Raw genomic sequence first — 23,958 nt, 5'->3', positions numbered from 1 at the left:
CACCCGTCCGCCGCTAATCTTTGGGAGCAAGCTCCCTCAGATTCGCTCGACTTGCATGTATTAGGCACGCCGCCAGCGTTCGTCCTGAGCCAGGATCAAACTCTCCAATAAAGAGTTGATTAGCTCAAAAATAAAAATTTAAAACGTTGACGTTTTTTGTTCGTTCAGTTTTCAAAGAACAATTTCATTAAGCTTGTTTCCGTCGCCCAGAAGCGACTTTATTAATATAACACGCATCCTTATTTTTAGTCAATAACTTTTTTGAAAAAGTTTTTTTAAATGAAACTGTTTAAATTAAGGACGAGAATTAATATAACATGAACAAAAAATGTTTGCAATATAATTTACAATAAATTTTTAATTACTTAATAAAAGTAAAACTCTATATATCAAGATTAAATTACTTCTTATCATATATATACTTTTAAAAAAGGGCTTAGTCTCCCATAATAAGCCCTGATGCGATAGTTTGTCCTATTAATTAAGTTAATACAAGCTCCCTCATCTCTTTAATTAATATAAGAACCGCAATTATTTAGATAGATGTATATTCGAATAATGAGCCAAATCATTTCAACATCTTTGATCCGTAAAGAATACTCCTAATCGGTGATTAACAATAAAGAAATTATTTGTGGAGGTAACCATGACAGAAATCCATATAAAAAGAATCTATGAACCCTATGAACAAGAAGATGGCTATCGAATTTTGGTTGATCGTCTATGGCCTAGAGGTATTTCAAAAAATGAAGCAAAGCTAGAAATGTGGGCTAAAGAATTGGCACCAAGCGATCAGCTCCGAAAATGGTTTGGACATAAACCGGAACTCTTTGACGCGTTTCGCAACAAATATCTCGAAGAACTTCAAAATGACTTTGTCAAATCTCAGCAAGTTGAGAAGCTTTGTTCTATCGCTTCAGGAAATATAGTTACTCTATTATATGCAGCAAAGGATCCCTTTCATAATAACGCATGTGTTTTAAAAGAAGAATTACTTCGTAAGATTAAAGCATTATCTAAATAACAAAGCGATTATTCTATAACTCAAACGGATTGATGCTGTAAAAACTCTTAAATTAACAATTATATTCACATACTTATTAACAATATAAATAGGAAAATGAAAGTAATCCACTGATTTACCCACAACCTGTGGATAAACATATCCCCTTTATCCACAATAAAAGCTCGTAATTCTAATGCCACCCACTGCCATACTTGGTCTTACCTTTAAATAATAAAGGCATAGAACTCACATTTACGACATACGTTCTATTAACTCTATCTTATTCGAAAGGCGTGGTACAACTGGAAACAGGAGCATTACTACTGTCTGTATTTATGGCAGTCTTTTTACTCTCTTATTCATTTATAGAAGGGATTAAAATAGCAAATTCAGAAGAAAAGGTGTATGGCGGCACTTTCATATTAGCAGTAACTGGAGGGTTCATTTTCTTTGGATTATCCCATATATTTATCTAAATGAAAAAAGGAATCACTCTATAGTAGTTAGAGGATTCCTTTTATATGAAAACGCAGTGAGTAGCGATTAATTTTGCTCCATGATGGATTACTCTGATACGGCCTTTTTCCTCATTTCCTTCATTCGCACTCTTCGCTCATCTAATAAAAATAAGGAGACTCCACCAATTACAATTGCTCCACCAAGAGCTTGTGTCCACACGACGGCCTCTTGTAATAAGTAGTAAGCTAGTATCGCTGCACCAACTGGCTCGAACAATATAGCCATTGAAATCGTTGATGTACTGAGCCATTTTAACGACCAATTAAATAATGTGTGGCCAAGTAAATTAGGAATAATCGCAAGAAGAATAAAATAGACCCAATCATTGGTAGCATAAGGAACTAATGGTTCCTGCCTAATAAGCACATAAATTAAAAGGGTAATTGTGCTAATGCTATATACGACAAATGTATAAGTAACTAAAGACAAGCGCTTCCTTACTGATTGACCAAACATTAAATAGGCTGTGACTAATGCACAAGCGATTAAAGCCAAAAAGTCGCCAAAAAGAGCAGATCCGCTAATTTTGAAGTCCCCCCAGCTTATAATGACACTGCCAAAAACAGCGAGCAGCCCACTCAATATCGCTTTCCAAGAAAACTTTTCTTTAAAGAAAAAATAAGTTCCCAGAAAAGCAAACAGCGGCTGCAAGGTCACCAACACGGTTGAGCTCGCAACAGAGGTGTAATTCAGTGACTCAAACCAAAGAATAAAGTGAAATGCTAGAAAAACCCCAGCGACAATTGAAAAGATCCAATCCCGTCTTGTAATAAGACGCAGCTCGGGAACATATTTTATTAAGAATACCGGCAGCATAAACAGGACGGAAAAAAACAACCGATAAAAGGCAATGACACCTGAGGGAGCACTTGATACTTTTACGAGGATCGCTGACGTTGAAACCGATATGACACCTATTGCCAAAACAGCATAAGGATTTACTTTTGTGTCTGACATTGATCTGTTCTCCTTATTTATTTATACTTAAATTCAAAATCTATTCTATTTTATTACTTTTTACTATGCTTTTATAGCCCCTTTTCTAAAATACAACAAGAAGCAGGGATAAATCATGAGCAATATAGAAATAGAAATTTTAATAAAATTAGGCATATCCGCTTTTCTTGGCCTTGTCATCGGTATTGAACGAGAGCTAAAAAGAAAGCCTGTCGGTTTAAAAACAAGCCTCGTCATTTCAATTGTAAGCTGTCTATTAACAATCGTATCCATCGAATCCGCCTATATGTTCCCTGGAAAAGAAGGAGTCAATATTACAATGGACCCCTTGCGTTTAGCTGCGCAAATCGTTTCAGGAATTGGCTTTCTAGGAGCAGGTGTTATTTTAAGAAGGGGAAATGACAGCATCTCCGGCCTAACAACTGCCGCATTAATTTGGGGGGCAGCAGGAATTGGCATCGCTGTCGGGGCGGGCTTTTATATTGAAGCGATGGCTGGAGTGGCTCTATTAATTATCAGTGTCGAGTTCATCCCATTTGTCATTGCACTCATCGGTCCAAGAAAATTACGAGAAAAAGAAATCACTCTCCAGCTTAAAGTAACCAATAAAGAAAATATTGAAGAAATCCTTTCAGCTATCAAAGAGTTAAAGATTTCTATTAAACGGGTCCGCATTAAAGATTTAGAAGAGAAAAAACACCTCATCCAACTTGTCGTAACTGTCAATCAAAAGAAAAGCATTACAGATGTCTATTACAGTGTCTCCCAGCTTAATGGGGTTAAAAGTGTCGAGGTTGAAAGCCTTAGCTAGCTTGGCTTTATTTTCAATACAAAATTCAAAATAAACTCTTGCTAAAAAACCCGGTTGTCGATATAATTTTCTTGTATCCACTTACCGGGGCATTAGCTCAGCTGGGAGAGCGTTTGGCTGGCAGCCAAAAGGTCAGCGGTTCGATCCCGCTATGCTCCATAACTAGAAACCCTTGAATATTCAAGGGTTTTTCTTAATAAATGCATTACAATTTAAACTTTTTCTTCATGGAAGATACTATTTGTACATTTAAAAAGATACTAAGAGCAATAAGAACTCCAATATTTAATATTCCAAAGAGTTTATGTAACCCATCATCTGGCGCTTGGAAATACCACCATACATATTCTAAGAAGAATAATATAAAACTTAAGCCAATGGATTGTGCCAGCGTTTTCCTATAGTTTTTAGTTTTATTCATTCTCACAACTGTAAATGTAGTAACAGTCACTAATATTATTACTGGAACCACAAAAAACAAGAACCCTTCTAAATTCATAGACAAATATAGCCCTCCTTTTTGTTGGTATTAGGTCAATGGATTAGACACAATTTTTATGAATTTTTATCCACAACTGCAGCTATTGCTTGATACCACTTCACTAAAGTACAGAGGTAAATTATACTTATGAGTCTAACACAAAAAGGTGCTATTCCCGAAAAATGGGTAGCACCTTTAAATATTATTTTGTTCTTTTAATGTTTAAAGTACGGCAAAAATTATTCTATGAAATTTCTTGTATCACTTTTTATTTGGGATATTACTCATCATTGATACCATTCTCCATAGCCTTGATTAGAATCTTTGTAGCTCATCTATAATTATTCGATCAAGCCAATAAAAACCCTCGCTTCAAAGGATCTCTCGGATCTACAACAAATTGATGGAATCCAGTAATAAACGCCTGTCCCGATACCTTTGGCACGACAGCATCATAATTGGCGACTTTCGTTAGTGAGAGGACTTCACCAATAAACTGTCCATCTGTAATGCATTCGTGGACAAAGCTTTCCCCTACTCTTAAGCGGCCCTGCTCGACTAGTGTAGCAGCTCTAGCAGAGGTACCTGTCCCACATGGAGAACGATCTACTTGCTCATCGGCAAAAATGGTGACATTTCTGAGGTCTGCTCCTTCATTAATTGGCTCGTCGGAGAAAATAACTCCATAGATTCCCTTTAAGTCAGGCTCAAGCGGGTGTTTGACTTCTATTTGACTCTCAATATATTGTTTTATCTTTCCGCCCCATGTCTGGATTGCTGCTAAATCTTTAAAATTCACTTTTAATCCCATTTCTTTACTATCTACTACTGCATAGAAGGCTCCGCCAAAAGCAATATCAACAGGGAATTCAAGACCTTCAATTTTAATAGGAAAGTCCTTCTTGAAAACAAAAGATGGAACATTTTCAAAGGAAACAGATTCCACTTGGCTTCCATTATATTTTGCGTACGCGATTACTTCTCCTGCTGGGCTATCAATGATAAACTTTTCTTTCCCTCCAGTAAGATCAAACATCCCTGTCTCTATTCCAACTGTCATTACAGCAATAATTCCATGTCCACACATCGTGCTCCAGCCTTCATTGTGCATAAACAAGACACCAAAGTCAGCATGCGAACTTGCAGGAGGGGTAATGATGCATCCATACATTCCATGATGTCCACGCGGTTCATACATGACAATTTCACGTAAATGATCCAAATGTTCCATACAGTAAGCCCGCCTCTCTAACTGCGTATTTCCTTTTATCTCAGGAAATCCGCCAGTGATCACACGCAATGGCTCTCCTGCTACATGCAAATCAATTGTCGTAAACATTTTGCTAAAGTTCATATAGTCAGTCCTCCTATTGAAACTAATTAACTTTACATCAATTAACCGATTCAAGCTTTTACAATTAAAATAGGATAGAATGCAGGCTTCCTTACCTATTGGATAAGAAAGCCTAAATCTTATTAATACAAATTATTTCCCCTCAATAGATGTCCATTTATATGAAGCAAATACGCCGAATGGGTGGGCGACATAGCCTTTAACATAAGGCTTTTTGAGCTGAGCCAAACCTGATTGATACATAGGTGAAATGGCTGCATCCTCTTCGATTAAAATTTTCTCAGCCTCTTGCATATTTTCCCATCGTTTAGCCGTATCTGTTGGATTCGTTTTGGCCTCCATGACAAGATGATCAAATTCTTCATTTGCATAATTTGACCAGTTATATGGCCCATCTGATAAATAGAGATCAATAAAAGTAATTGGATCTTGGAAGTCAGGTCCCCAGCCAGAATAAGTAAGGTCATATTGCATGGTTGATTCAAGCTCAAGCTTCTGCTTATTCGGTTGCTGATTGATTTTTATTGTCAGACCAGGTAAATTCGTTTCTAGCTGATTTTTAAAATACTCGCTCACTCGCTTTCTTTCCTCACTGTCATAGCTTAGAAACTCTAACTCTATGCTATCCACACCAAGTTCCTCTAAACCCTTCTCCCAATACTCTTTCGCTTTTTCGAATCCCTCTTCATTAAACCCTTCGTATTTTGCACGGAAGTCCTTCCCGCTTTCATCAAAGGCAAATTCCTTAGGGACTAGATAATAAGCCGGAACAGAACCATTATTTAAAAGACTTTCGGCCGCTGCTTTTTTATCCCACCCCATATCAATCGCTTTACGTATATTCACATTGCCTAAATATTGATTGTTTTGGTTCATTCGGATAAAGAATACCTCTGGTTTAAGCAGTGTGCTGTAATCTGGCGTACTTGCATATTGGTCAATAAACTCTGAAGTGATTTCTGTTAAGTCTATTTTACCAGTATCATATAGATTCACTCTTGTTGCCGCTTCCTTAACAACCTTTACATTGATTGTATCGAGTTTAACTGTGTTGGCATCCCAATACTTTGAATTTTTCTTATACACCCAGCCAACTTCATGCTCCCATGATTCCAACTCAAAAGGTCCGTTATAAATGAGGTTTTCTACTTCAAGTGCATATTTATCTCCTTGGGATTCAACAAACTCTTGATTTTGCGGAAAAAACACTGGATAAGTAATAAGGCTTAAGAAATACGGGACTGGATGGTCTAATTCCACTTGGAATGTATGATCATCTACTGCTTTAATGCCAAATTCATCCACCTTTCCATACAGACTATCTTCCGAATCCTGTATGGCTGCCGCATTTTTAATATCATTAAAAAGATACGAATAGGTTGATAGTGTTTCTGGATTAATCGCCTTTTTCCATGCGAATTCAAAGTCCTTTGCCGTAACGGCTGTACCATTGCTCCATTGTGCATCAGTACGAAGATGGAACGTATAAACCTTTCCATCTTCACTAACCTCATGACTTTCTGCCATGCCAGGAGTAGGGGCATGAGTGGAATCAAGCCTATATAGACCTTCAAAGATATTATTCATTGTTCGACTAGAAAGAGCATCAAATAATCCAAGTGTATCGAGAGTGGGCAGTTCCCCGCCCTCAACAAGATTAAGCACTTGTTCAGCTAACTCTTCACTAGAACCACCTTCAGATTTTTCCCCTGATGATGATGACTGTTTGCTTTCTCCCCCGTAACACCCTGCCAAAAAGGAACTTACTAACAGCATGAAAGCAATAATAATCGCACCTTTTATTTTCAACTTTGTTTCCTCCTTACTAGTATTTTTTGAGCTATAAAATAATTAATTCCTTAGGCGAATGTGTAAGCACTTCATTCCCATCTTGAGTTATTAAGATATCGTCTTCTATTCTTACACCACCAAGCTTCGGAATATAGATTCCTGGTTCTACAGTTAAAACCATGCCAGACTGCAGACGAATTTCACAGTTTACATTTTTAAATGGCTCCTCATGTATATCTAATCCAATTCCATGCCCAGAGCCATGCCCGTATTGTTTTCCATATCCCTTTTCAGTGATGTAATCCCTGCTAAAAGCATCAGCTTCTTTCCCTAATATCCCGGACTTTATACCAGAAAGCGCCTTAGAAAGCGCTTCAAGAACAATAGAGTAGATGCCCTTTAAATCATTATTCGGTTCCCCAACTGCAACCGTTCTCGTTATATCTGACCGATATCCTTGATAATAAGCACCGAAGTCGAGCGTGACCATCTCCCCTTTTTCGATTTTTTTATTGCTTGCAACTCCATGTGGAAAAGCTGAACGGATCCCTGATGCAACAATTATGTCAAACGCCGATGATGTAGCTCCTTGTTTTCTCATATAAAATTCCAATTCATTTGATACTTCAATTTCTGTTACGCCTGGTCTAATAAAATCTAATAGTTTAGTAAAGGCAGCATCTGCAATTTCTGCCGCAGTTTTTATCGTAGCTATTTCTTCTCTATCCTTTATCATTCGTAAGCTTTCAATTGTATTTGATAGAGGGATCATTTCGGCACTGATTCTCTCGTTATATTCAGTATAAGGATAGTAGTTTACATGATTTTGTTCGAAACCGAGTTTTGCAACCTCAAGTCTGTCTGTTTGCCGAACAATTTCCCCAAGTAATTCAGCTTTTGTACTAACTTCAATGATTGAGAACTCCTTTGCTTGTTCATTTGCTTGATCCACATATCGAAAATCTACAACAAGAAAAGCCTCTTCCTTTGTAACGAGCACGAGACCTGCCGTACCCGTAAACCCTGTCATATATCTGCGGTTTTGATCATTCGTAATTAACATAGCGTCTATTCCAAGGTCATCAAACATGTCTCTTAATTTATCAATTCTTTTCATCGTTTCGCTCCTCCTAAGATAGCCATTTCCATAGTAGTTTTAGTGAATAACCCAGCCTATTCATGCTTAAATTACAGCTGTAAAAAGTGTGAAAACGAATAACACAGCTCCAGAAATAACCAATGGATAAACATATAAATCTTTCAAACCAGTCTTGAAAGTAGGATCATGTATTCTCTCTGTTTGTTCAGTAACATATTCTTCTAACTTAGATGTTCGTTTATAAAATCGCTTAAAGCTGTAAAGTATCCCGTCAAACAGTCCTCCTTTCAGTACAACTAGAATCCCACCAATCATTAATAACAAGAGCGCAATAAAAAAGAGTGAATTAATAAAGAACAGCCATTTTCCATGAGTTGAAAAAAAGGAGCCAATGAATGAGAAAGATAGAGAGAGTACGATGAATAGACATATCCTTTTTATAATCGCTTCTCACTCCTTTCATTTATTTGCTGCTATTAAATAACATCAAAATACTTTTTGAAATCTTCATATTCCTGTTCTGTACATGACACCCAATGTTCTGGCTTCACTTCCCTTAGAACAGGTTCTTCTCCCTCTCCATTCCAACTAAGCTTTTCATCAAATTTTATTCTCTTCCTTGTCTTCTCCGTTTCTGGATCAGGTAATGGAATGGCTGAAAGCAATGACTTTGTATATGGATGCAACGGATTTTGGTAAAGCTCGTTACTTTCAGCTAATTCTACTATTCTTCCTTTATACATCACCCCGATTCGATCACTTATATACTTCACCATAGAAAGATCGTGAGCAATAAAGAGGTAGGTTAAACCTTTTTCCTTTTGCAGCCTTTTTAATAAATTGACAACTTGGGCTTGGATGGATACATTCAGGGCAGAAATAGGCTCATCCGCAATGATAAATTCCGGATCTACCGCTAATGCTCTCGCTATTCCAATCCTTTGACGCTGTCCGCCGCTAAATTCATGTGGATACCGATTCGCATGCTCTCGGTTTAACCCGACCGTTTCTAATAGGTCATATACCTTTTCTAATCTTTCTTTTCTATTTAAGGAGAGTCCATGTATATCCATTCCTTCAGCAATAATATCCGCCACTGTTTGTCTTGGATTCAATGATGAGTATGGGTCCTGAAAAATCATTTGAATTTTTTGATTCAGCTTTTGTGTATCTAGAGGTGATTTTTTATCGCGAATATTTACATTGTTATACAAAATTTCCCCATCCGTGGCATGATACAGCCGGATAATCGTTCGGCCTGTTGTTGACTTTCCACAGCCAGATTCCCCTACAAGCCCAAACGTTTCTCCTTTATAAATATCAAAGTCAATCCCATCCACAGCCTTTATCAAATTTGTACCCGAAGTAAAATATTGTTTTAAATTTTTGATTTCCAGAAGCTTTTCTCTTTGTTCTTTCCTTTTAGCTTGCTTTCCTTTAGGTGTGGTCTGTCGATGTTTTTTTAGAACATCCGGCGGTATAATCTTTGGCGACTTTTCATGCAGAAGCCATGTAGATGCATAGTGGGTATCAGATACCTCAAACATCGGGGGCTCTAGCTGATAGTCAATTTTCATCGCATAGCTGTTTCGGTCTGCAAAAGCATCCCCAAGTGGCGGATTTAGCAAATCAGGAGGTGAACCGGGAATCGTGATTAGCTCTCCAGCATCTTCGTTCAAGTTCGGCATGGCTCCTAATAATCCCCATGTGTAAGGATGCTCAGGATGATAAAAAATTTCATTCACTTTTCCAATTTCAACAATTTTCCCTGCATACATTACTGCAACCCGGTCTGCAATATTGGCAACAACTCCTAGATCATGGGTAATGAAAATAATTGAGGTGCCCATTTTTCTCTGTAAATCCTTTAAAAGCTCTAATATTTGCGCTTGAATGGTTACATCAAGGGCAGTTGTCGGTTCATCCGCAATAAGAATTTTGGGATTACATGAGATAGCCATCGCAATGACTACACGTTGCCGCATGCCACCAGAGAATTGATGGGGGTAGGAAGAAAATCTTTTTTCTGCCTGAGGAATCCCTACCATTTCTAACAGTTCAATTCCTTTTCTCCTTGCTTCCGTTTTTGATACATTTTGATGTTTAATAATACTTTCCATTATTTGCTTTCCGATGGTCATCGTTGGATTGAGCGATGTCATGGGATCTTGGAAAATCATCGAAATTTCTGACCCGCGGATTTTTTGCATTTGTTTTTCGGAATAATGGACTAGGTCTTTCCCTTCAAACAAGATTTCCCCGTTGACTATTCTTCCTGGAGGATTCGGAATCAACTTCATAAGACTTTTAGACGTGACAGATTTTCCAGAACCTGACTCTCCCACAATAGCAAGCGTTTCTCCTTTATTAAGGTGAAATGAAACGCCTCTGACTGCCTTTACTTCCCCTGCATACGTATCAAAGGATACTTGTAAATTATTTACTTCTAGTATTTTTTCCACGTTTTTATCCTCCTATTTGCGCATTTTAGGGTCTAAGGCATCTCGAAGTCCGTCTCCAATTAAATTAAAGCTAATCATAACCATACTGATAATAATGGAGGAAAATGCAAGCATATGCGGATAGATTCGCAATAATTTATAGCCATCATTTATAAGTGTCCCTAATGATGCAATTGGTGGCTGGAGCCCTAAGCCGATAAAGCTTAAAAATGCTTCTGTAAAAATCGCAGTTGGGATTGTAAACATGGTTGTAATAATTATTGGTCCCATTGAATTTGGAATTAAATGTTTCCAAATTAAACGTCGATCCTTAGCACCTAATGTTCTTGATGCCAATACATATTCCTGTTCCTTAAGCTTAAGTATTTGGCCGCGAACAATTCTTGCCATTCCAACCCAACCTGTAATGACCATTGCTAAAGTAATCGAAATAATTCCAGGCTGTAGAACTAAAATTAGGAGAATAATTACGATTAAGCTCGGAATGCCAACTAAGATCTCCACAATTCTTTGCATGATATTATCGACCTTGCCACCGTAATAGGCAGAGATCCCTCCATATGCAACACCAATAATTAAATCAATAATTGCTGCTAGAAAAGCAATATATAATGAAATACGTGTTCCTTCCCAAACACGCGTCCATAAATCCCGGCCTAAATTGTCGGTACCAAACCAAAAACTTTCGGAAATCCCGTTTTCTTTATAACGGTCAACACCTTGAATATCCGTTCCGTTCAGACCAAGCCATGAAACATGTTCGAGAACCGGGATTTTTGGTGGTAGATTTGCTCTCGTTAAATCTTGTTCATCATAGCCATGCTGATTTGCATAAGGGCCAAATATAGCTAAAACAAGAATCAGTGCAATTAAGATTAATCCTACAAATGCAGCTTTATTCTTTCGAAAGCGTTTCCATACCTCTTGCCAATAGGTTATATTCGGACGTAAGATAACTTCTCTAGATTTCTCTGATTCTGCTGGTTGGAACAAATCATCTGTGATTTCTTTATTATTTGGAATCATCATTTTGTCCCCCCAGATAATCTTATTCTTGGATCAATGACTCCATATAAAATATCAACGATTAACACAACGCCGATAAATAAAATGCTATAAAATAAAGTAACTCCCATGATGACAGGAAAATCATTCGTCATGATGGATTTGACAAATTGCTCACCAAGCCCGGGTACACTGAATATTTTTTCTATTACTAAGGTGCCTGTCAAAAGGGACACAGTCATGGGACCAAGGATTGTTATAATCGGAATGGCGGCATTTCGAAGACCATGCTTCATGACAATTGAAAATTGGTTCAATCCTTTTGCCTTTGCAGTTACAATATAATCCTGCCCTAACACCTCAAGCATCTCAGTTCGCATAAATCTCGCAATTGTCGCAATGACAAAAACAGACAATGCAATCGTCGGCAAAATGGAATATTCAAAGCCTTCCCAAAATGCGACTGGAAGCCATTGCAGCTTTACACCTACCCAATATTGTAATAACCCGGCAAATACAAAATTGGGAACGGATAATCCAATTACGGCAATAAGCATTGCCATATAATCAATTGCGGTATTATGTTTAATAGCAGCAATGATTCCTAGAATGATTCCAATTATGCACCCGAAAAGGAGAGACTGCGCCCCTAAAACAGCAGAAGCCCCAATCCGTTCACCGATAATATCTGCCACTGCACGACCATCATATTGGAAAGAAACGCCGAAATCTCCTTTAAAAATATTTGTCATATACTTAACATATTGAATGGGAGCAGGCTCGTCCAAGCCGTATCTTTCATACAATCTTTCTTTTTGCGACTCGGAAAGCCTTTCATCATTAAATGGTGAACCCGGTAAGGTTTGCATTAAAAAGAAAGTAAATGTGGCAATAACCAAGAATGTGATGAGCATATAGCCAATTCTTCCAAAAATATAGCGGCCCATTTTCACACCTCCATTTATATGTAAAATATAAAGCGATTGATCAATTTGATTACCATCCCTTAGAAAATAACTAGATTTTAGAAATAATAGAGTTCATAAACTCGCTATACAATTTCCCCTCCAATCCTGACGAATATAACGGAAGATTCCGAAAATAAATATTGCTAAAATGCTTAAATGAAAAATGCACGTTACACTGAACAAAACGGACAGCCTTTAACATTCATGCTGTCCGTTTGTCCCCAGTTAAAGAATTAATTACAAAGTTTAATAGATAAGTTATTTCAATTTCACCCAAACACATTTCACTTCAGTATAATTATCTAATGCGTAAGAACCCATTTCACGTCCGATGCCTGATTGCTTATAGCCCCCAAATGGTGCTGCGGCATCTTCTAAATTGTAGTCATTGATCCAAACCGTACCTGCTTTTAATTGATTGGCTACTCTATGTGCCGTTTTTACATTTTCTGTCCATACACCTGCTGCAAGTCCATATGGTGTATTGTTTGCTCTCTCGATTACTTCTTCCACCGTGTCAAATGGTAGCACGGCAACAACTGGGCCAAAAATTTCTTCCTTTGCAATCGTCATTTCATCCGTCACATCAGCAAAAATGGTCGGCTTTACGAAATAACCTTTATCAAACGCTTTTTCTCCACCTGCTGCTACTCTTGCACCTTCCGCTTTTCCCTTTTCAATATATCCAAGTACACGTTCCAGCTGCTTTTCTGAAACGAGCGGCCCCATTTCAGACCCACTTTCCATTCCTGCACCTAGCTTGACGTTTTCAGCCATTTTTGCAAGTTCATCAACAACCTTGTCATAATTCTTGCGATGAACAAATACACGAGAGCCTGCACTACAGTTCTGGCCATGATTATACATGATGCCATTAAAAGCTCCTGGAATAGCTTCGGATAAGTCAGCATCCTCAAGGATAATATTCGGAGATTTTCCGCCCAGTTCCAATGTCACATGCTTAACCGTTTCAGCCGCTTGGCGCATAATGTACTTACCCGTTACGGTTGATCCTGTAAATGCTACCTTATCCACATCCGGATGATTAACGATTGCAGCACCTGAAGTTTGACCAAATCCAGGAACAAAGTTAACGACACCATCAGGGAATCCTGCCTCTTTAAAAAGCTGGGCAGAGTACATAAGGGATAATGGTGTTTGCTCCGCTGGTTTTAGTACAATCGTACAGCCAGTTGCTAAAGCCGCCCCCATTTTCCACGCAGCCATTACCAATGGATAGTTCCAAGGGATGATTTGACCTACAACCCCAATTGGCTCATGTCTTGTATAGTTCAGATAATCCTTTGAGATCGGGAAGGTTTGACCTAGAATCTTTGTTGCCCAGCCTGCATAATAACGATAATGTTCTACCGCTGCAGGGATATCATCATCCAGAGCGATTTGATAGGGTTTTCCGTTATCCAATGCTTCTAACTGTGCCAATTCTTCTCTATTTTCTTCTAGTAAATCAGCAAACTTATAAATGAGGCGTGCTCGCTCAGCTGCACTTAAATCTGGCCAGGGCCCTTTTTCAAATGCTTGACGAGCTGCCTTCACCGCTAAGTCAACGTCCTCTTCATCTGCTTCACTTACGACAGCTAGCACTTCTTCTGTTGCAGGGTTATACGTTTCAAACTTTTTCCCACTGACAGAAGGCACGTATTTCCCATTGATAAATAGTTCAATCTTCCCTTCAAGGAACGCTTTTACCTTTGGCTTTAATTCAATTTGAGTCGTTAACAATGATATTCCTCCTTCATTTTTCATTCATCCATTGTTTCTTATACATGAGTGCCGACAGATAAATTTGCTAGAATATCTTTTAATTGCTGGTCTTCATCTGGTGACAATCCTAGACGCGGGAAGCGCGCTGGACCGCCCGCTTGATCTGTAAGCTCCATAGCTCTTTTTACAATTTGCACATACTTTCCTGATCCTTCAAGGAAGGAGCATAGTGGCAGAATGCGGTCATTGATTGCCCATGCCTCTTCCAGCTCGCCGTTTTGGAAATGCTGATACATATCTGTTACAAGCTTCGGCACAATATTTCCTGCTACCGAAATCCAGCCTGTTGCACCAACTAAATACGATTCCATCACAAGCTCTTCTGCCCCACAGAAAACTTCAAAATCTCCTTTTCCTTTTCTAGCAAGATCTCTTACCTTCGCAATTTCTCCGCTTGATTCCTTAATATGTGTGACCCTCTCACAATCCTTTCCGATCTGGAGCATTAATTCCGTACTCATGTTCACGCCAGATGTAAATGGATTGTTATAAAGCATGATTGGCAGATTCACAGCTTTTGAGATTTCTTTATAGTGAAAATAAATTTCATTTTCCTTTGGCTTACAATAATAAGAGTTAATAATCAGTGCACAGTCCGCTCCATGCGCTTCTGCCTGCTTTGTATATTCAATTGTTTCTTTCGTTGTTTCCGCAGCAGTACCAACAATGACTGGAATCCTGCCATTTACTTCTTTTAAAACGGTTTCAACCATTTGAAACTTTTCTTCTTTTGATAGACTGACAAATTCACCTGTACTGCCGTTGATGACGATTCCTGCAACACCTTGATCGACGAAATAATTTACGTTATTTTTGACTCCGCCCCAATCAATCTCCTGTGCCTCTGTCATTGGTGTAATTAATACGGGATATGCACCTTTAATTGCTGTCATTTTAATTTTCCTCCTTTTTTATATTTAGCAATAAACTATACTTTATCAGCTCATTCAGATGATTTTTCAGCTACTTTCGATGGTTATCGGTCACTTTCGGGAGTTATCCGTCACTTTCAATGATTTACCGGCCACTTTCGGAAGTTATCCGTCACTTTCGATTGTTTACCGGCCACTTTCGGAAGTTATCCGTCACTTTCGATCGTTTACCGGCCACTTTCGATAATTACAGGTCAATCTATAAACACTAGCATAGAAGGCTCATTTTAATAAAAAGCCTGCAGCCAGCGGATCTGTCGGATCTAGCACATATGTCTGCATCCCCGTAATAAATCCACGAGCTGTGAATGCAAACTGATAGCTGTCCTCTGATTGGTTAGCTAATTGAATGGTTATGAAGCTATTAAAAATGCTTTCATTTTTAAACGGTTGTTTCATAGTGAATTCACCGTTAAAAAGGAGGCTTGCATAGCATGCTGCAGCTGTGCCGAACCCTGGCGAACGGACAATAAAATGATCTTTTCGAAAGGTAACCGTTTTGATTCGGCCATTTGGCAATAATGAATCATCGAGCAGAATCACTCCTTTAATCGATTGCGAACTCAGAGCTTTGTTTACCTCCCGCCCCCATCTCTGCACCTCAGTTAAATCTTCCATTTGGAGCTCGAAAGGAACATCACTTTTTTTGAAAATGGCATATAATTGATCTACTTGAACAAGGGAATAATGTGTATCTTTATAAGGAATATTCATTTGAACAATTTGACACGGCTTGCTTTCTAGTTTTACTGAAATAACCTCATCATTTTCTACTACTGCTCGAACAGAAATGATGCCGCTAGCTGTTTCCAGTTTGTATTCATTGGATTCTTTTAAAGGCAACTGGCCACACTCCAGCAAAGCGGTAATTACTGCAACTACTCCCCCGTACTGTAAAGGAACCGTTCCTTCATGGTTGAAAAATACAACCGCTGCATCTGCCTCACGGCTAAATGGGGGAACTACTAAACATCCATTTAAACCGGCAAATCCACGCGGTTCATTCAGCAAAAGTTTAATTTCTTCTGCATAAACATGAGGAAATTGCTCATTTAACTGCTTCAAGCTCTGATAATGAATGAATGGGGCATCTTTAATAATGCGAAATGCCTCTCCAGCCACGTGAACATCAGTTGCTGTATATGCCTTCTGAATTTTCATTTCACGTCCTCCATTTCATGTTCCTCCATTGGGGGAATGAGGAGAAATCCTTCTTTAAGCGGATCTTCTTCGTTATAAAAGAATTTATGCATACCCATAAGCCAGGCGGACCCAGCAATTCGTGTCACAACTGCCGACACGCCATTCACATCGGTTTCCTCAAGAACATGGCCACGGAATAGTGAACCAACAATACTTTCATGGACAAATTCTTCTCCGATGCTAATTTCTCGCTTGGAATAAAGCACCGCTAATTTTGCAGATGTACCCGTGCCACACGGCGAACGGTCAATTCCACCAGGGGGAACAACGACCGTATTCTTCACATGTGCCTTTTCATTAGTTGGATCTGCAAAAAATTCAACATGAGTTAATCCCTTAATAAAAGGATGTTCTAGATGAACAATCTCTGTTTTATCATTAATTGCATTTCTAATGTTAATTGCTTTTTCAATAATCGCTGATGCGTTTTCAGGTACTAATTCCAATCCAACTGATTTGGCGTCGATTATGGCGTAGAAGTTGCCTCCATAGGCAATATCAGCATCCACTTGTCCGATTCCTTCCACATCTACTGACACTTTTTTTAATTGAAAAGCGGGGATATTACAAAATGACACTTCGATTGCTTTGCCATTTTCAACCGTAATGTCCACTTCCACTAAACCAGCAGGTGTATCTAAATTAAGCGAAGTAATTGGCTCTTTCACAGGAATTAATCCTGATTCTACTAAAGCCGTGCACACACCGATCGTATCATGCCCGCACATTGGCAAATATCCGCCCGTTTCAATATAAATCACACCAATATCAGCATCGGGATGACATGGATCGGTCAATAGCGCCCCCGACATGACATCATGCCCCCTTGGTTCATTCATTAAAAACTTACGAATCCAATCATACTCTCTTTTCATATGGAGCATTTTCTCGGACATTGTTTCTCCCTTTAGCTCTGGAAGACCACTAATCACTGTCCTTGTTGGATTGCCTCCTGTATGTGTATCGATCGTTGTAAAGACTCTATCTGCTTTCATCTCGCCAACATCCTTTCTGTAAAACGGGTAAAGCTTAGCGGCTCGACAGGAATGCAAGTTTCCTTCTCATTAATCAACTCTTCGATTACTTTCCCTGTCACAGCAGCAAGACTAATGCCATCCCCCTCATGCCCAGCTGCAATATAATAGTTAGGAATATGATCCACCTTTGATACAATAGGCAAATGATCTTCTGTCCACGGACGCAAGCCTGCATAAGATCGAATCACCATCATATCGGCCATTTTCGGATAAAATCGGATCGCTCGATTGGCAATACATTTTATAACCTCGTTATTCACTTTTGTATTGAATCCAACGAACTCCCTGCTGCTGCCAATCAAAAAATTTTGGCTTTCTGTCGGTTCAAAAACAAGTGCCACCCCATACTTTTCCGTTAAAGGATCCACACGGCGCTGCCCGCCAAATTTAGAAATTAAGTAGCCAAACTCCATCACCTTTCTCGAACCGACATGCTGCTGTCTGGATGCTACAATGATATGGCCTTTTCTAGGTTGAATTGGAATAGAGAGTTCAACCATTTCTCCTAATCTAGGTGCCCATACTCCCGCAGCATTAATCACTTTATTCGCAGTAAATACGCCATTCGATGTCTCGACAATAAATGTGCCGTCTCCTTCAACCTTCATTCCCTTAACTTCCGTTTTTTTATAAGCCTTTGCACCAAACTTCTTTGCCTCCTCCAACAGGGAAAAAGCTAGGAGATACGGATTAACCGTTGAGTCTGTCGCACACTCTAAACCACCTAATAAATCATCCGCAAAGAATGGAGATTCCTGACGTATATCTTGTCTGTCCAGCATTCGAAACGGCAACCCAGCAGCCTTTTGACGATCCACCCATTTTTGCGCTGCCTCCATTTCTTCCTCTGACTCGCAGACAAGAATACTTCCTGGCGCACGATATTCAAATGTATGAGGGATTTCCTTACTTAAATCCGCAATCAATTGCTGACTAACTAATGACATTTGACTGTCAAACCCGGGATCTTTATCGATAGCCAATATGTTCCCGTCGCATCTTGAGGATGTTCCGCTTACAAATTCCCCCTTCTCGAGAATGGTTACCTCTTTTCCAGATTTAGAAGTATAGTAGGCAATCGAACAGCCAATAATTCCGCCACCGATGACCAATACATCGCTATGTATCAAACAAAGTCCCTCCTTATAAAGATTACCTACTATCATTAATGCAAATTATGTGCCAAATAAATGGTTACTCAACCAAATGATTCTTTTCCGTTCGATCACTCATTAGTTAGATTTTAAGTTTACTTACTATTTGTCTAAAAATTAAGAATCGTTTATAATCCAGTGTATAATAATCTATACAGTGTCTATATTTTTTTACACATGGAGGAGGGGATCCCTTGTTTGATTTACCAACGGTTAAGGATCTAATTGAAAATGAGCTAGTTGATACAGCCATTACCGAGCATATTGTTCAAAAGGACGGGAAATTTCATTTAAAATTATCAGATTCTCCAGTTTTAGTCATTTCGATCAATGATCCTTTTGATTGTTTACTAGAAGCCTTTCATTATCAGTCGGTAACGATTGTCATTGATTCAGATGGCTGCCCGATTGGAAGTCTTTCTGCATCACAGGTGCTCCGCTTTTTAAGTGATTCATATAAAAAGTTACAGGCATTTTATGAAACAGTCATTCAAACAACAGACGCATCCGTAACAGTCATTGATAAAAAGGAGCATGTCCGTACATGGACAGATGGAGCAGAGAAACTCTTTTCAGTTAAACAAAGGGAAATAATCGGCCGTCCGATCACAGACTTTTTCAAACGTGAAGACCTTGAAATACTGCAAACCTTGCATAAAGGGAAGAGTATTTCACGTCATCATCATCAGCCCCGTGCTGACTTATTTGTCCTTATTAACTCCAATCCCGTCTATTTTAATGAGCAAATTATAGGTGCAGTCGTATCAGAAACAGATGTGACCAACCAAGTGGTTCTCAATGAAAAATTATTTAATATGTCAACCGAGGTACATCGATTAGAGCTAGAAGTTGCCAAGTATAAGGATCGTGTTGACCCTTTTAGTCTTATAAAAGGAACAAGCGCTAAATTACAAAGAACCATTCAGTTAGCCAAAAAGGTTTGCACCGTTAAATCAACGGTATTAATCCTCGGTGAAAGTGGTGTAGGGAAAGAAGTATTTGCAAAAGCCATACATGAAGCTAGTGAAGAAACGAAGGCCCCTTTTATTTCAATAAATTGTGGTGCGATCCCGTCCTCCTTATTTGAGAGTGAATTATTTGGATATGAACGGGGTGCCTTTTCTGGGGCGGACCCTAGAGGGAAGAAGGGGAAAATAGAACTGGCAAAAGGCGGAACCCTTTTCCTAGATGAAATTGGTGAAATGCCCCTTGATATGCAAGTGAAGTTGCTGCGGGTTTTGCAAGAACGAAGGTTTTACCGAGTAGGCGGGGAAAAGGAGATAGAGACGAACTTCCGTGTTATTGCTGCTACAAATCAAGATTTACATAAGCAGATGAACGAAGGGCAATTCCGTGAAGATTTATATTACCGTTTAAACGTTGTTAGTATCCATATCCCTCCACTAAGAGAAAGACGCGAGGATATTTTTGAAATGACACATCACTTCCTAAATGACTTTTCATTCCGTTATCAAAGGCCTATTCATCAGTTCTCACAGGAAGTCATGCAGGAAATGCTGCGTTACAACTGGCCTGGGAATGTCCGGGAGCTTCGCAATGTTGTTGAGCGTCTCGTCGTCTTTGCAACAGATGGTGTGATTAGAGGTGAGTACTTGCCATTCAATTCAAATTCGACTGATGTTGTTCTAGATGAGTTCGAAATACCTAGCCTTACTAAAGAACAAGACGACACTCTTTTATCATTAAAGGATGAAATGGAGCAGCACGAAAAAAAGGTGCTTGAGAGAGCATTAAATATAGCAAATGGCAATAAACTTGATTGTGCGAAAAAGCTAGGTATCACAAGGGCCACCCTCTATAATCGGCTGAAACGGCTTGGTTTATCATAGGAATATACCTCTCATTTGGTACGATTTTTGCATGGTACTTTAATAGAACTGGCTGAAGCTGGATTTTATACAAGTGGAGGAGGATTCCAAATGAGCAACAATGAATCAGTGATTATCTGCCGTTGTGAAGAAGTGACTTATGGCCAACTTCTGTCTACTGCGGAAAAACACCAATGCACAGCACGGGAATTAAAGTTAAGAACGCGAGCAGGAATGGGCTTTTGCGGAGGGCGAACTTGCAGAATGACAGTGGATCGAATCGTTGAAAGTGTCATTCCAAATACAAGCCAGGCTGAAATTCCATTAAAATACCAGCCACCAATCCGCCCGGTATCATTTGGAACAGTAGGTGAAAACAATGAATAGAATTATTGATCATCCGATATTAGGAAAATTAGAAGATAGAAAGCGCATATCCTTTACATTCAACGATAAAACATATGAGGCATATGAAAATGAAACCATTGCTGCTGCCTTATTAGCAAATGGTGTTAGAACACTGAGAGTTCACGAGGAAAGTGGAACACCAAGAGGATTCTATTGTAATATCGGCCATTGTATGGAGTGCCGTGTGACCGTCGATAATCAGGTAAATATCCGTGCATGCCTAACGATCGTAGAAAATAACATGACCGTTGAGAGCGGAAAGCAGCATCCGAATATTGTTAAAAGGATGGTGGAGCAGCAATGACTGATGTTATTGTGATTGGTGCAGGGCCAGCTGGCTTAGCCGGAGCCATTGCCTGTGCTCAATCCGGGCTAAAAACGATCGTTATTGATGAATTTATCAAGCCAGGCGGGAGATTAATCGGACAGCTCCATGAGGAACCATCAGGCGAATGGTGGAATGGCATAAAAGAATCAGATCGTCTAACAAAAGAGGCACTAAAGCTCTCTATCAATATTCGCTGTGGTGTTTCTGTATATAATTTAGAGAAAGAGAATGACGAATGGAATGTACATACAAATATAGGCACATTGTCGGCACCATTTGTGTTAGTTGCTACAGGGGCGGCAGAATACCCCATCCCCCTTTCCGGTTGGACACTTCCAGGGGTTATGTCCATTGGGGCAGCACAGGTCATGACAAATGTCCACCGGGTGCAAGTTGGCAAAAAAGGCATTATTATTGGGGCTAATATTCTTGCCTTTGCGATCTTAAATGAACTACAACTAGCTGGGATTCAAGTCGATCGGATTGTCTTACCAGAAAAAGGTCCACTTAGCGGAAAAGCTGGTGAGCCTGATGAGGTTATGAAATCTCTTGCAAATGCATCCAAATTGGCTCCATCATCGTTTTTGCGATTTGGAGGCCGTTTAATGAAAAGTAATTGGTTTCGAAAAATGGGGATCAATTTTTTCCCGAAAAATGGAGTGAAAATGAATGGTACCCCACTGCTCCTTCGAAAAGCAGCAGTGGAAATTATTGGGGATCAACAGGTAGAAGGCGTACGAGTAGCTGATACTGATGCGGAGGGAAATATTATCCTTGGATCAGAGAAGATTTATGAAGCTGATTTTGTTTGTATTGCTGGAGGATTATACCCGCTTGCTGAGCTCGCTGCTGTCGCTGGCTGTCCATTCCAGTACATACCCGAACTTGGCGGGCATGTTCCACACCATTCAGAAATAATGGAGACACCGCTTGATGGACTATTTGTTGCTGGAAATATTACTGGCATTGAAAGTGGGAAAATCGCGATGGCTCAAGGAACAATTGCAGGCTATTCCATTGCAAAGCAGGCAGGAAAAGGTGGGGTAGTTAATGATCTTCTTCAGCAAGCTGTCCAAAATGTCCGTATAGTCCGTGAACAAGCTGCGATTCAATTTCATCCTGAAATTAATAATGGCAGAAAAAAAATATATGAACTATGGGAGGAACTTTATACTAAAAAACAGAATGAATATGATGATGTCAAGATTGGCTAAATTTACATTCAAAATAGCCAAATACAAAATTCAATGGTCTTCGCTATATTCATTGGTGAAGACCACTACAACTAAACTCTCTTCCCTCATACAAATCCATCCCTGTTAAAAACAAAATTCAATTCTAGCAATTTAACCATGATTAGTAATACTAAAGAAACACATAGGTACTAAAGCAATTTACCGTTTCTTAAGCACGTAACTGGAATGTCCTTATCTTGTCTAAATTACGCCTATTAATATCTGAATATTTTATACTATTAGAATAATTAAATTTCTATGATTTCCCCTGTCCTTCAATCCCATTATACCTTGAAAGGAGGTGATAGATTAGCAGCAGCCTTACTTATTTAGCCTATAACAAAGGTTGAACGAACGTATTGTCTTAGAGAAACCATTATTAGGGGGTATTTCATTTGAAAAGATATTCAATTGTAACAATCGGTTTCATCCTATTCCTATCTCTTCTTCTAAGTGCTTGCTCAAGTGACAGCAGTTCTGGAGGAAAAAATAGTGGCAGTGAGATTTTGGTCGGCGTTCTATTACCTGTTACTGGAAATAACGCTACAGACGGGAAAGACATGTTAAATGCGATGGAGATGGCAGTAGAGAAAATCAATAATGATGGCGGTGTATTAGATAAAAAGCTAAAGCTAGAGGTCGCTGACGATGCTTGTGATCCACAAACAGCTACAGCTGCAGCAAATAAGCTTGTTTCTAAAAAGGTTGTTGCAGTTGTAGGAGGCTACTGCTCAGGCTCCACCCTACCTGCATCAGGTGTTTTCCATAATGCAAACATTCCAATGATTGTTGCTGCAGCCAATTCATCTGAATTACCGGAGCAAGGTTATGATAGTTTATTTTTGATTAATGGACTTGTCCCTGACCAAGCAAAAACAGGCGCAGACTATTTCAATGACAAAGGGGCAAAAAATATTGTTCTTATTCACGACAACTCTGCTTACGCTAAGAATTTAGCAGATTTTGCACAGAAATCAGTTGAAGAAAATGGCGGCAAAGTCATTGGCTTTGAAGCAATTAACCCTGAAGAAAAGGACTTCGGGTCATTAATGACCAAGCTTAAATCACTTAATCCGGATGGAACGTATTTCACTGGTTATTATGCAGCAGGCGGATTAATGCTAAAGCAATTTAAGGAAAAAGGAGTTCCAGGCTTCTTCATGGTTGGAGATGGCAGCTATTCTCCAGATATTATTTCGATCGCTGGTGCTGAAAATGCAAATGACTTATTAGTTACAGCCACACCTACCGCTAACTTTATCCCTGGAGCAGAGGCATTTGTTGAAGAGTATAAGAGCAAATACGATTTATCTCCTGGACCATTCTCTGCTCTATCAAACAATGGGGTAAACCTATTAGCAGATGCTTTAAAAAGAGCTGACTCAACAGAATTTGAAGTATTGAAAAAGGCATTGAAGGACACTAAGGGCTTTGAAGGAATCGGCCAGGTCATCGAATTTAGCGAGCAAAATACATTAAGTCAATCAAACTTCCATATAATGAAAGTCGTAAATGGCGAATTCACTTTAGAAAAATAGGATTCAAGCAGTTTTTTGCGGCCGCTTAAATAGACTTTTTAAGCGGCCTCATCGCT

At 39.1% G+C, this 23,958-nt stretch carries 21 protein-coding genes, 1 tRNA gene and 1 rRNA gene; 8 read left to right on the top strand and 15 right to left on the bottom strand.

Annotated elements, in window-relative coordinates; translation table 11 throughout:
* Nucleotides 1-111, bottom strand: a 16S ribosomal RNA gene (locus ACFYKT_RS22080); the annotation flags it as partial.
* Nucleotides 112-646: 535 nt separating this feature from the next.
* Here ACFYKT_RS22080 and ACFYKT_RS22075 point away from each other — a divergent pair.
* Nucleotides 647-1,024 (top strand): DUF488 domain-containing protein, encoded by a 378-nt coding sequence (locus tag ACFYKT_RS22075; protein WP_389224288.1) that lies wholly within the window; start codon nucleotides 647-649, stop codon nucleotides 1,022-1,024.
* Nucleotides 1,025-1,570: 546 nt separating this feature from the next.
* On the opposite strand, the gene ACFYKT_RS22070 is transcribed toward ACFYKT_RS22075, so the two are convergent.
* Nucleotides 1,571-2,482, bottom strand: coding sequence for a DMT family transporter (locus tag ACFYKT_RS22070; RefSeq protein WP_389224285.1), 912 nt, complete (start codon nucleotides 2,480-2,482; stop codon nucleotides 1,571-1,573).
* A 115-nt stretch (nucleotides 2,483-2,597) separates the two neighbouring features.
* Here ACFYKT_RS22070 and ACFYKT_RS22065 point away from each other — a divergent pair, with 115 nt between their 5' ends.
* Entirely contained in the window at nucleotides 2,598-3,293 is a 696-nt protein-coding gene (locus ACFYKT_RS22065; RefSeq protein ID WP_389224282.1) for an MgtC/SapB family protein, read from the top strand.
* A gap of 86 nt (nucleotides 3,294-3,379) precedes the next feature.
* A tRNA-Ala gene (locus tag ACFYKT_RS22060) sits at nucleotides 3,380-3,452 on the top strand.
* Nucleotides 3,453-3,498: 46 nt separating this feature from the next.
* Here ACFYKT_RS22060 and ACFYKT_RS22055 read toward each other — a convergent pair.
* The 13 genes from ACFYKT_RS22055 to ACFYKT_RS21995 form a co-directional block, all read right to left on the bottom strand.
* Nucleotides 3,499-3,798, bottom strand: coding sequence for a hypothetical protein (locus tag ACFYKT_RS22055; protein WP_389224279.1), 300 nt, complete (start codon nucleotides 3,796-3,798; stop codon nucleotides 3,499-3,501).
* 325 nt (nucleotides 3,799-4,123) lie between these two features.
* Nucleotides 4,124-5,128, bottom strand: coding sequence for a proline racemase family protein (locus ACFYKT_RS22050; RefSeq protein ID WP_389224276.1), 1,005 nt, complete (start codon nucleotides 5,126-5,128; stop codon nucleotides 4,124-4,126).
* A gap of 132 nt (nucleotides 5,129-5,260) precedes the next feature.
* Nucleotides 5,261-6,937 carry a peptide ABC transporter substrate-binding protein gene (locus ACFYKT_RS22045; RefSeq protein ID WP_389224273.1) on the bottom strand — a complete coding sequence of 559 codons (1,677 nt, stop codon included), beginning with the start codon at nucleotides 6,935-6,937 and terminating at the stop codon, nucleotides 5,261-5,263.
* Nucleotides 6,938-6,968: 31 nt separating this feature from the next.
* The gene (locus ACFYKT_RS22040; RefSeq protein WP_389224270.1) at nucleotides 6,969-8,036 is read right to left on the bottom strand and encodes a M24 family metallopeptidase; all 1,068 of its coding nucleotides are present in this window, start codon (nucleotides 8,034-8,036) and stop codon (nucleotides 6,969-6,971) included.
* A 66-nt stretch (nucleotides 8,037-8,102) separates the two neighbouring features.
* Nucleotides 8,103-8,369, bottom strand: a complete 267-nt coding sequence (locus ACFYKT_RS22035; protein ID WP_389224294.1) for a DUF3899 domain-containing protein — start codon at nucleotides 8,367-8,369, stop codon at nucleotides 8,103-8,105.
* A gap of 125 nt (nucleotides 8,370-8,494) precedes the next feature.
* On the bottom strand, nucleotides 8,495-10,480 hold the full coding sequence (locus ACFYKT_RS22030; RefSeq protein WP_389224268.1) for an ABC transporter ATP-binding protein: 1,986 nt from the start codon (nucleotides 10,478-10,480) through the stop codon (nucleotides 8,495-8,497).
* A 12-nt stretch (nucleotides 10,481-10,492) separates the two neighbouring features.
* Complete coding sequence (opp3C, locus tag ACFYKT_RS22025) at nucleotides 10,493-11,506, bottom strand: oligopeptide ABC transporter permease (RefSeq protein WP_389224291.1); 1,014 nt, start codon at nucleotides 11,504-11,506, stop codon at nucleotides 10,493-10,495.
* A complete protein-coding gene (gene opp3b, locus ACFYKT_RS22020) occupies nucleotides 11,506-12,432 on the bottom strand; it encodes an oligopeptide ABC transporter permease (protein ID WP_389224265.1) in 927 nt (308 codons plus the stop codon). The genes opp3C and opp3b overlap by 1 nt, the downstream gene beginning before the upstream one ends.
* Nucleotides 12,433-12,711: 279 nt before the next feature.
* Entirely contained in the window at nucleotides 12,712-14,196 is a 1,485-nt protein-coding gene (locus ACFYKT_RS22015) for an aldehyde dehydrogenase family protein (RefSeq protein WP_389224262.1), read from the bottom strand.
* Nucleotides 14,197-14,234: 38 nt separating this feature from the next.
* Nucleotides 14,235-15,131, bottom strand: coding sequence for a 4-hydroxy-tetrahydrodipicolinate synthase (gene dapA, locus ACFYKT_RS22010; protein WP_389224259.1), 897 nt, complete (start codon nucleotides 15,129-15,131; stop codon nucleotides 14,235-14,237).
* Nucleotides 15,132-15,392: 261 nt separating this feature from the next.
* Nucleotides 15,393-16,331 (bottom strand): proline racemase family protein, encoded by a 939-nt coding sequence (locus ACFYKT_RS22005; protein WP_389224256.1) that lies wholly within the window; start codon nucleotides 16,329-16,331, stop codon nucleotides 15,393-15,395.
* Nucleotides 16,328-17,368, bottom strand: coding sequence for a proline racemase family protein (locus tag ACFYKT_RS22000; protein WP_389224253.1), 1,041 nt, complete (start codon nucleotides 17,366-17,368; stop codon nucleotides 16,328-16,330). The genes ACFYKT_RS22005 and ACFYKT_RS22000 overlap by 4 nt, the downstream gene beginning before the upstream one ends.
* On the bottom strand, nucleotides 17,365-18,576 hold the full coding sequence (locus tag ACFYKT_RS21995; RefSeq protein WP_389224250.1) for an NAD(P)/FAD-dependent oxidoreductase: 1,212 nt from the start codon (nucleotides 18,574-18,576) through the stop codon (nucleotides 17,365-17,367). Before ACFYKT_RS21995 ends, ACFYKT_RS22000 begins: the two co-directional genes overlap by 4 nt.
* A 182-nt stretch (nucleotides 18,577-18,758) precedes the next feature.
* Here ACFYKT_RS21995 and ACFYKT_RS21990 point away from each other — a divergent pair, with 182 nt between their 5' ends.
* The 5 genes from ACFYKT_RS21990 to ACFYKT_RS21970 all read left to right on the top strand — a co-directional run bounded on the left by ACFYKT_RS21990 (nucleotide 18,759) and on the right by ACFYKT_RS21970 (nucleotide 23,902).
* Complete coding sequence (locus ACFYKT_RS21990; protein WP_389224247.1) at nucleotides 18,759-20,414, top strand: sigma-54 interaction domain-containing protein; 1,656 nt, start codon at nucleotides 18,759-18,761, stop codon at nucleotides 20,412-20,414.
* 90 nt (nucleotides 20,415-20,504) lie between these two features.
* Entirely contained in the window at nucleotides 20,505-20,780 is a 276-nt protein-coding gene (locus ACFYKT_RS21985) for a (2Fe-2S)-binding protein (RefSeq protein WP_389224244.1), read from the top strand.
* Nucleotides 20,773-21,105: a (2Fe-2S)-binding protein gene (locus tag ACFYKT_RS21980; protein WP_389224241.1), complete on the top strand. Its 333-nt coding sequence runs from the start codon at nucleotides 20,773-20,775 to the stop codon at nucleotides 21,103-21,105. The genes ACFYKT_RS21985 and ACFYKT_RS21980 overlap by 8 nt, the downstream gene beginning before the upstream one ends.
* Nucleotides 21,102-22,343, top strand: a complete 1,242-nt coding sequence (locus tag ACFYKT_RS21975; RefSeq protein ID WP_389224238.1) for an NAD(P)/FAD-dependent oxidoreductase — start codon at nucleotides 21,102-21,104, stop codon at nucleotides 22,341-22,343. The genes ACFYKT_RS21980 and ACFYKT_RS21975 overlap by 4 nt, the downstream gene beginning before the upstream one ends.
* 416 nt (nucleotides 22,344-22,759) lie before the next feature.
* Nucleotides 22,760-23,902 (top strand): branched-chain amino acid ABC transporter substrate-binding protein, encoded by a 1,143-nt coding sequence (locus tag ACFYKT_RS21970; protein WP_389224235.1) that lies wholly within the window; start codon nucleotides 22,760-22,762, stop codon nucleotides 23,900-23,902.
* Nucleotides 23,903-23,958: the final 56 nt, after the last annotated feature.

The sequence above is a fragment of the Cytobacillus mangrovibacter genome, from assembly GCF_042865275.1.
GTDB lineage: Bacteria > Bacillota > Bacilli > Bacillales > Cytobacillaceae > Cytobacillus > Cytobacillus mangrovibacter.
The sequence above is the reverse complement of the archived record's forward strand: the minus strand, read 5'-3'. Positions and strand labels throughout refer to the sequence as shown.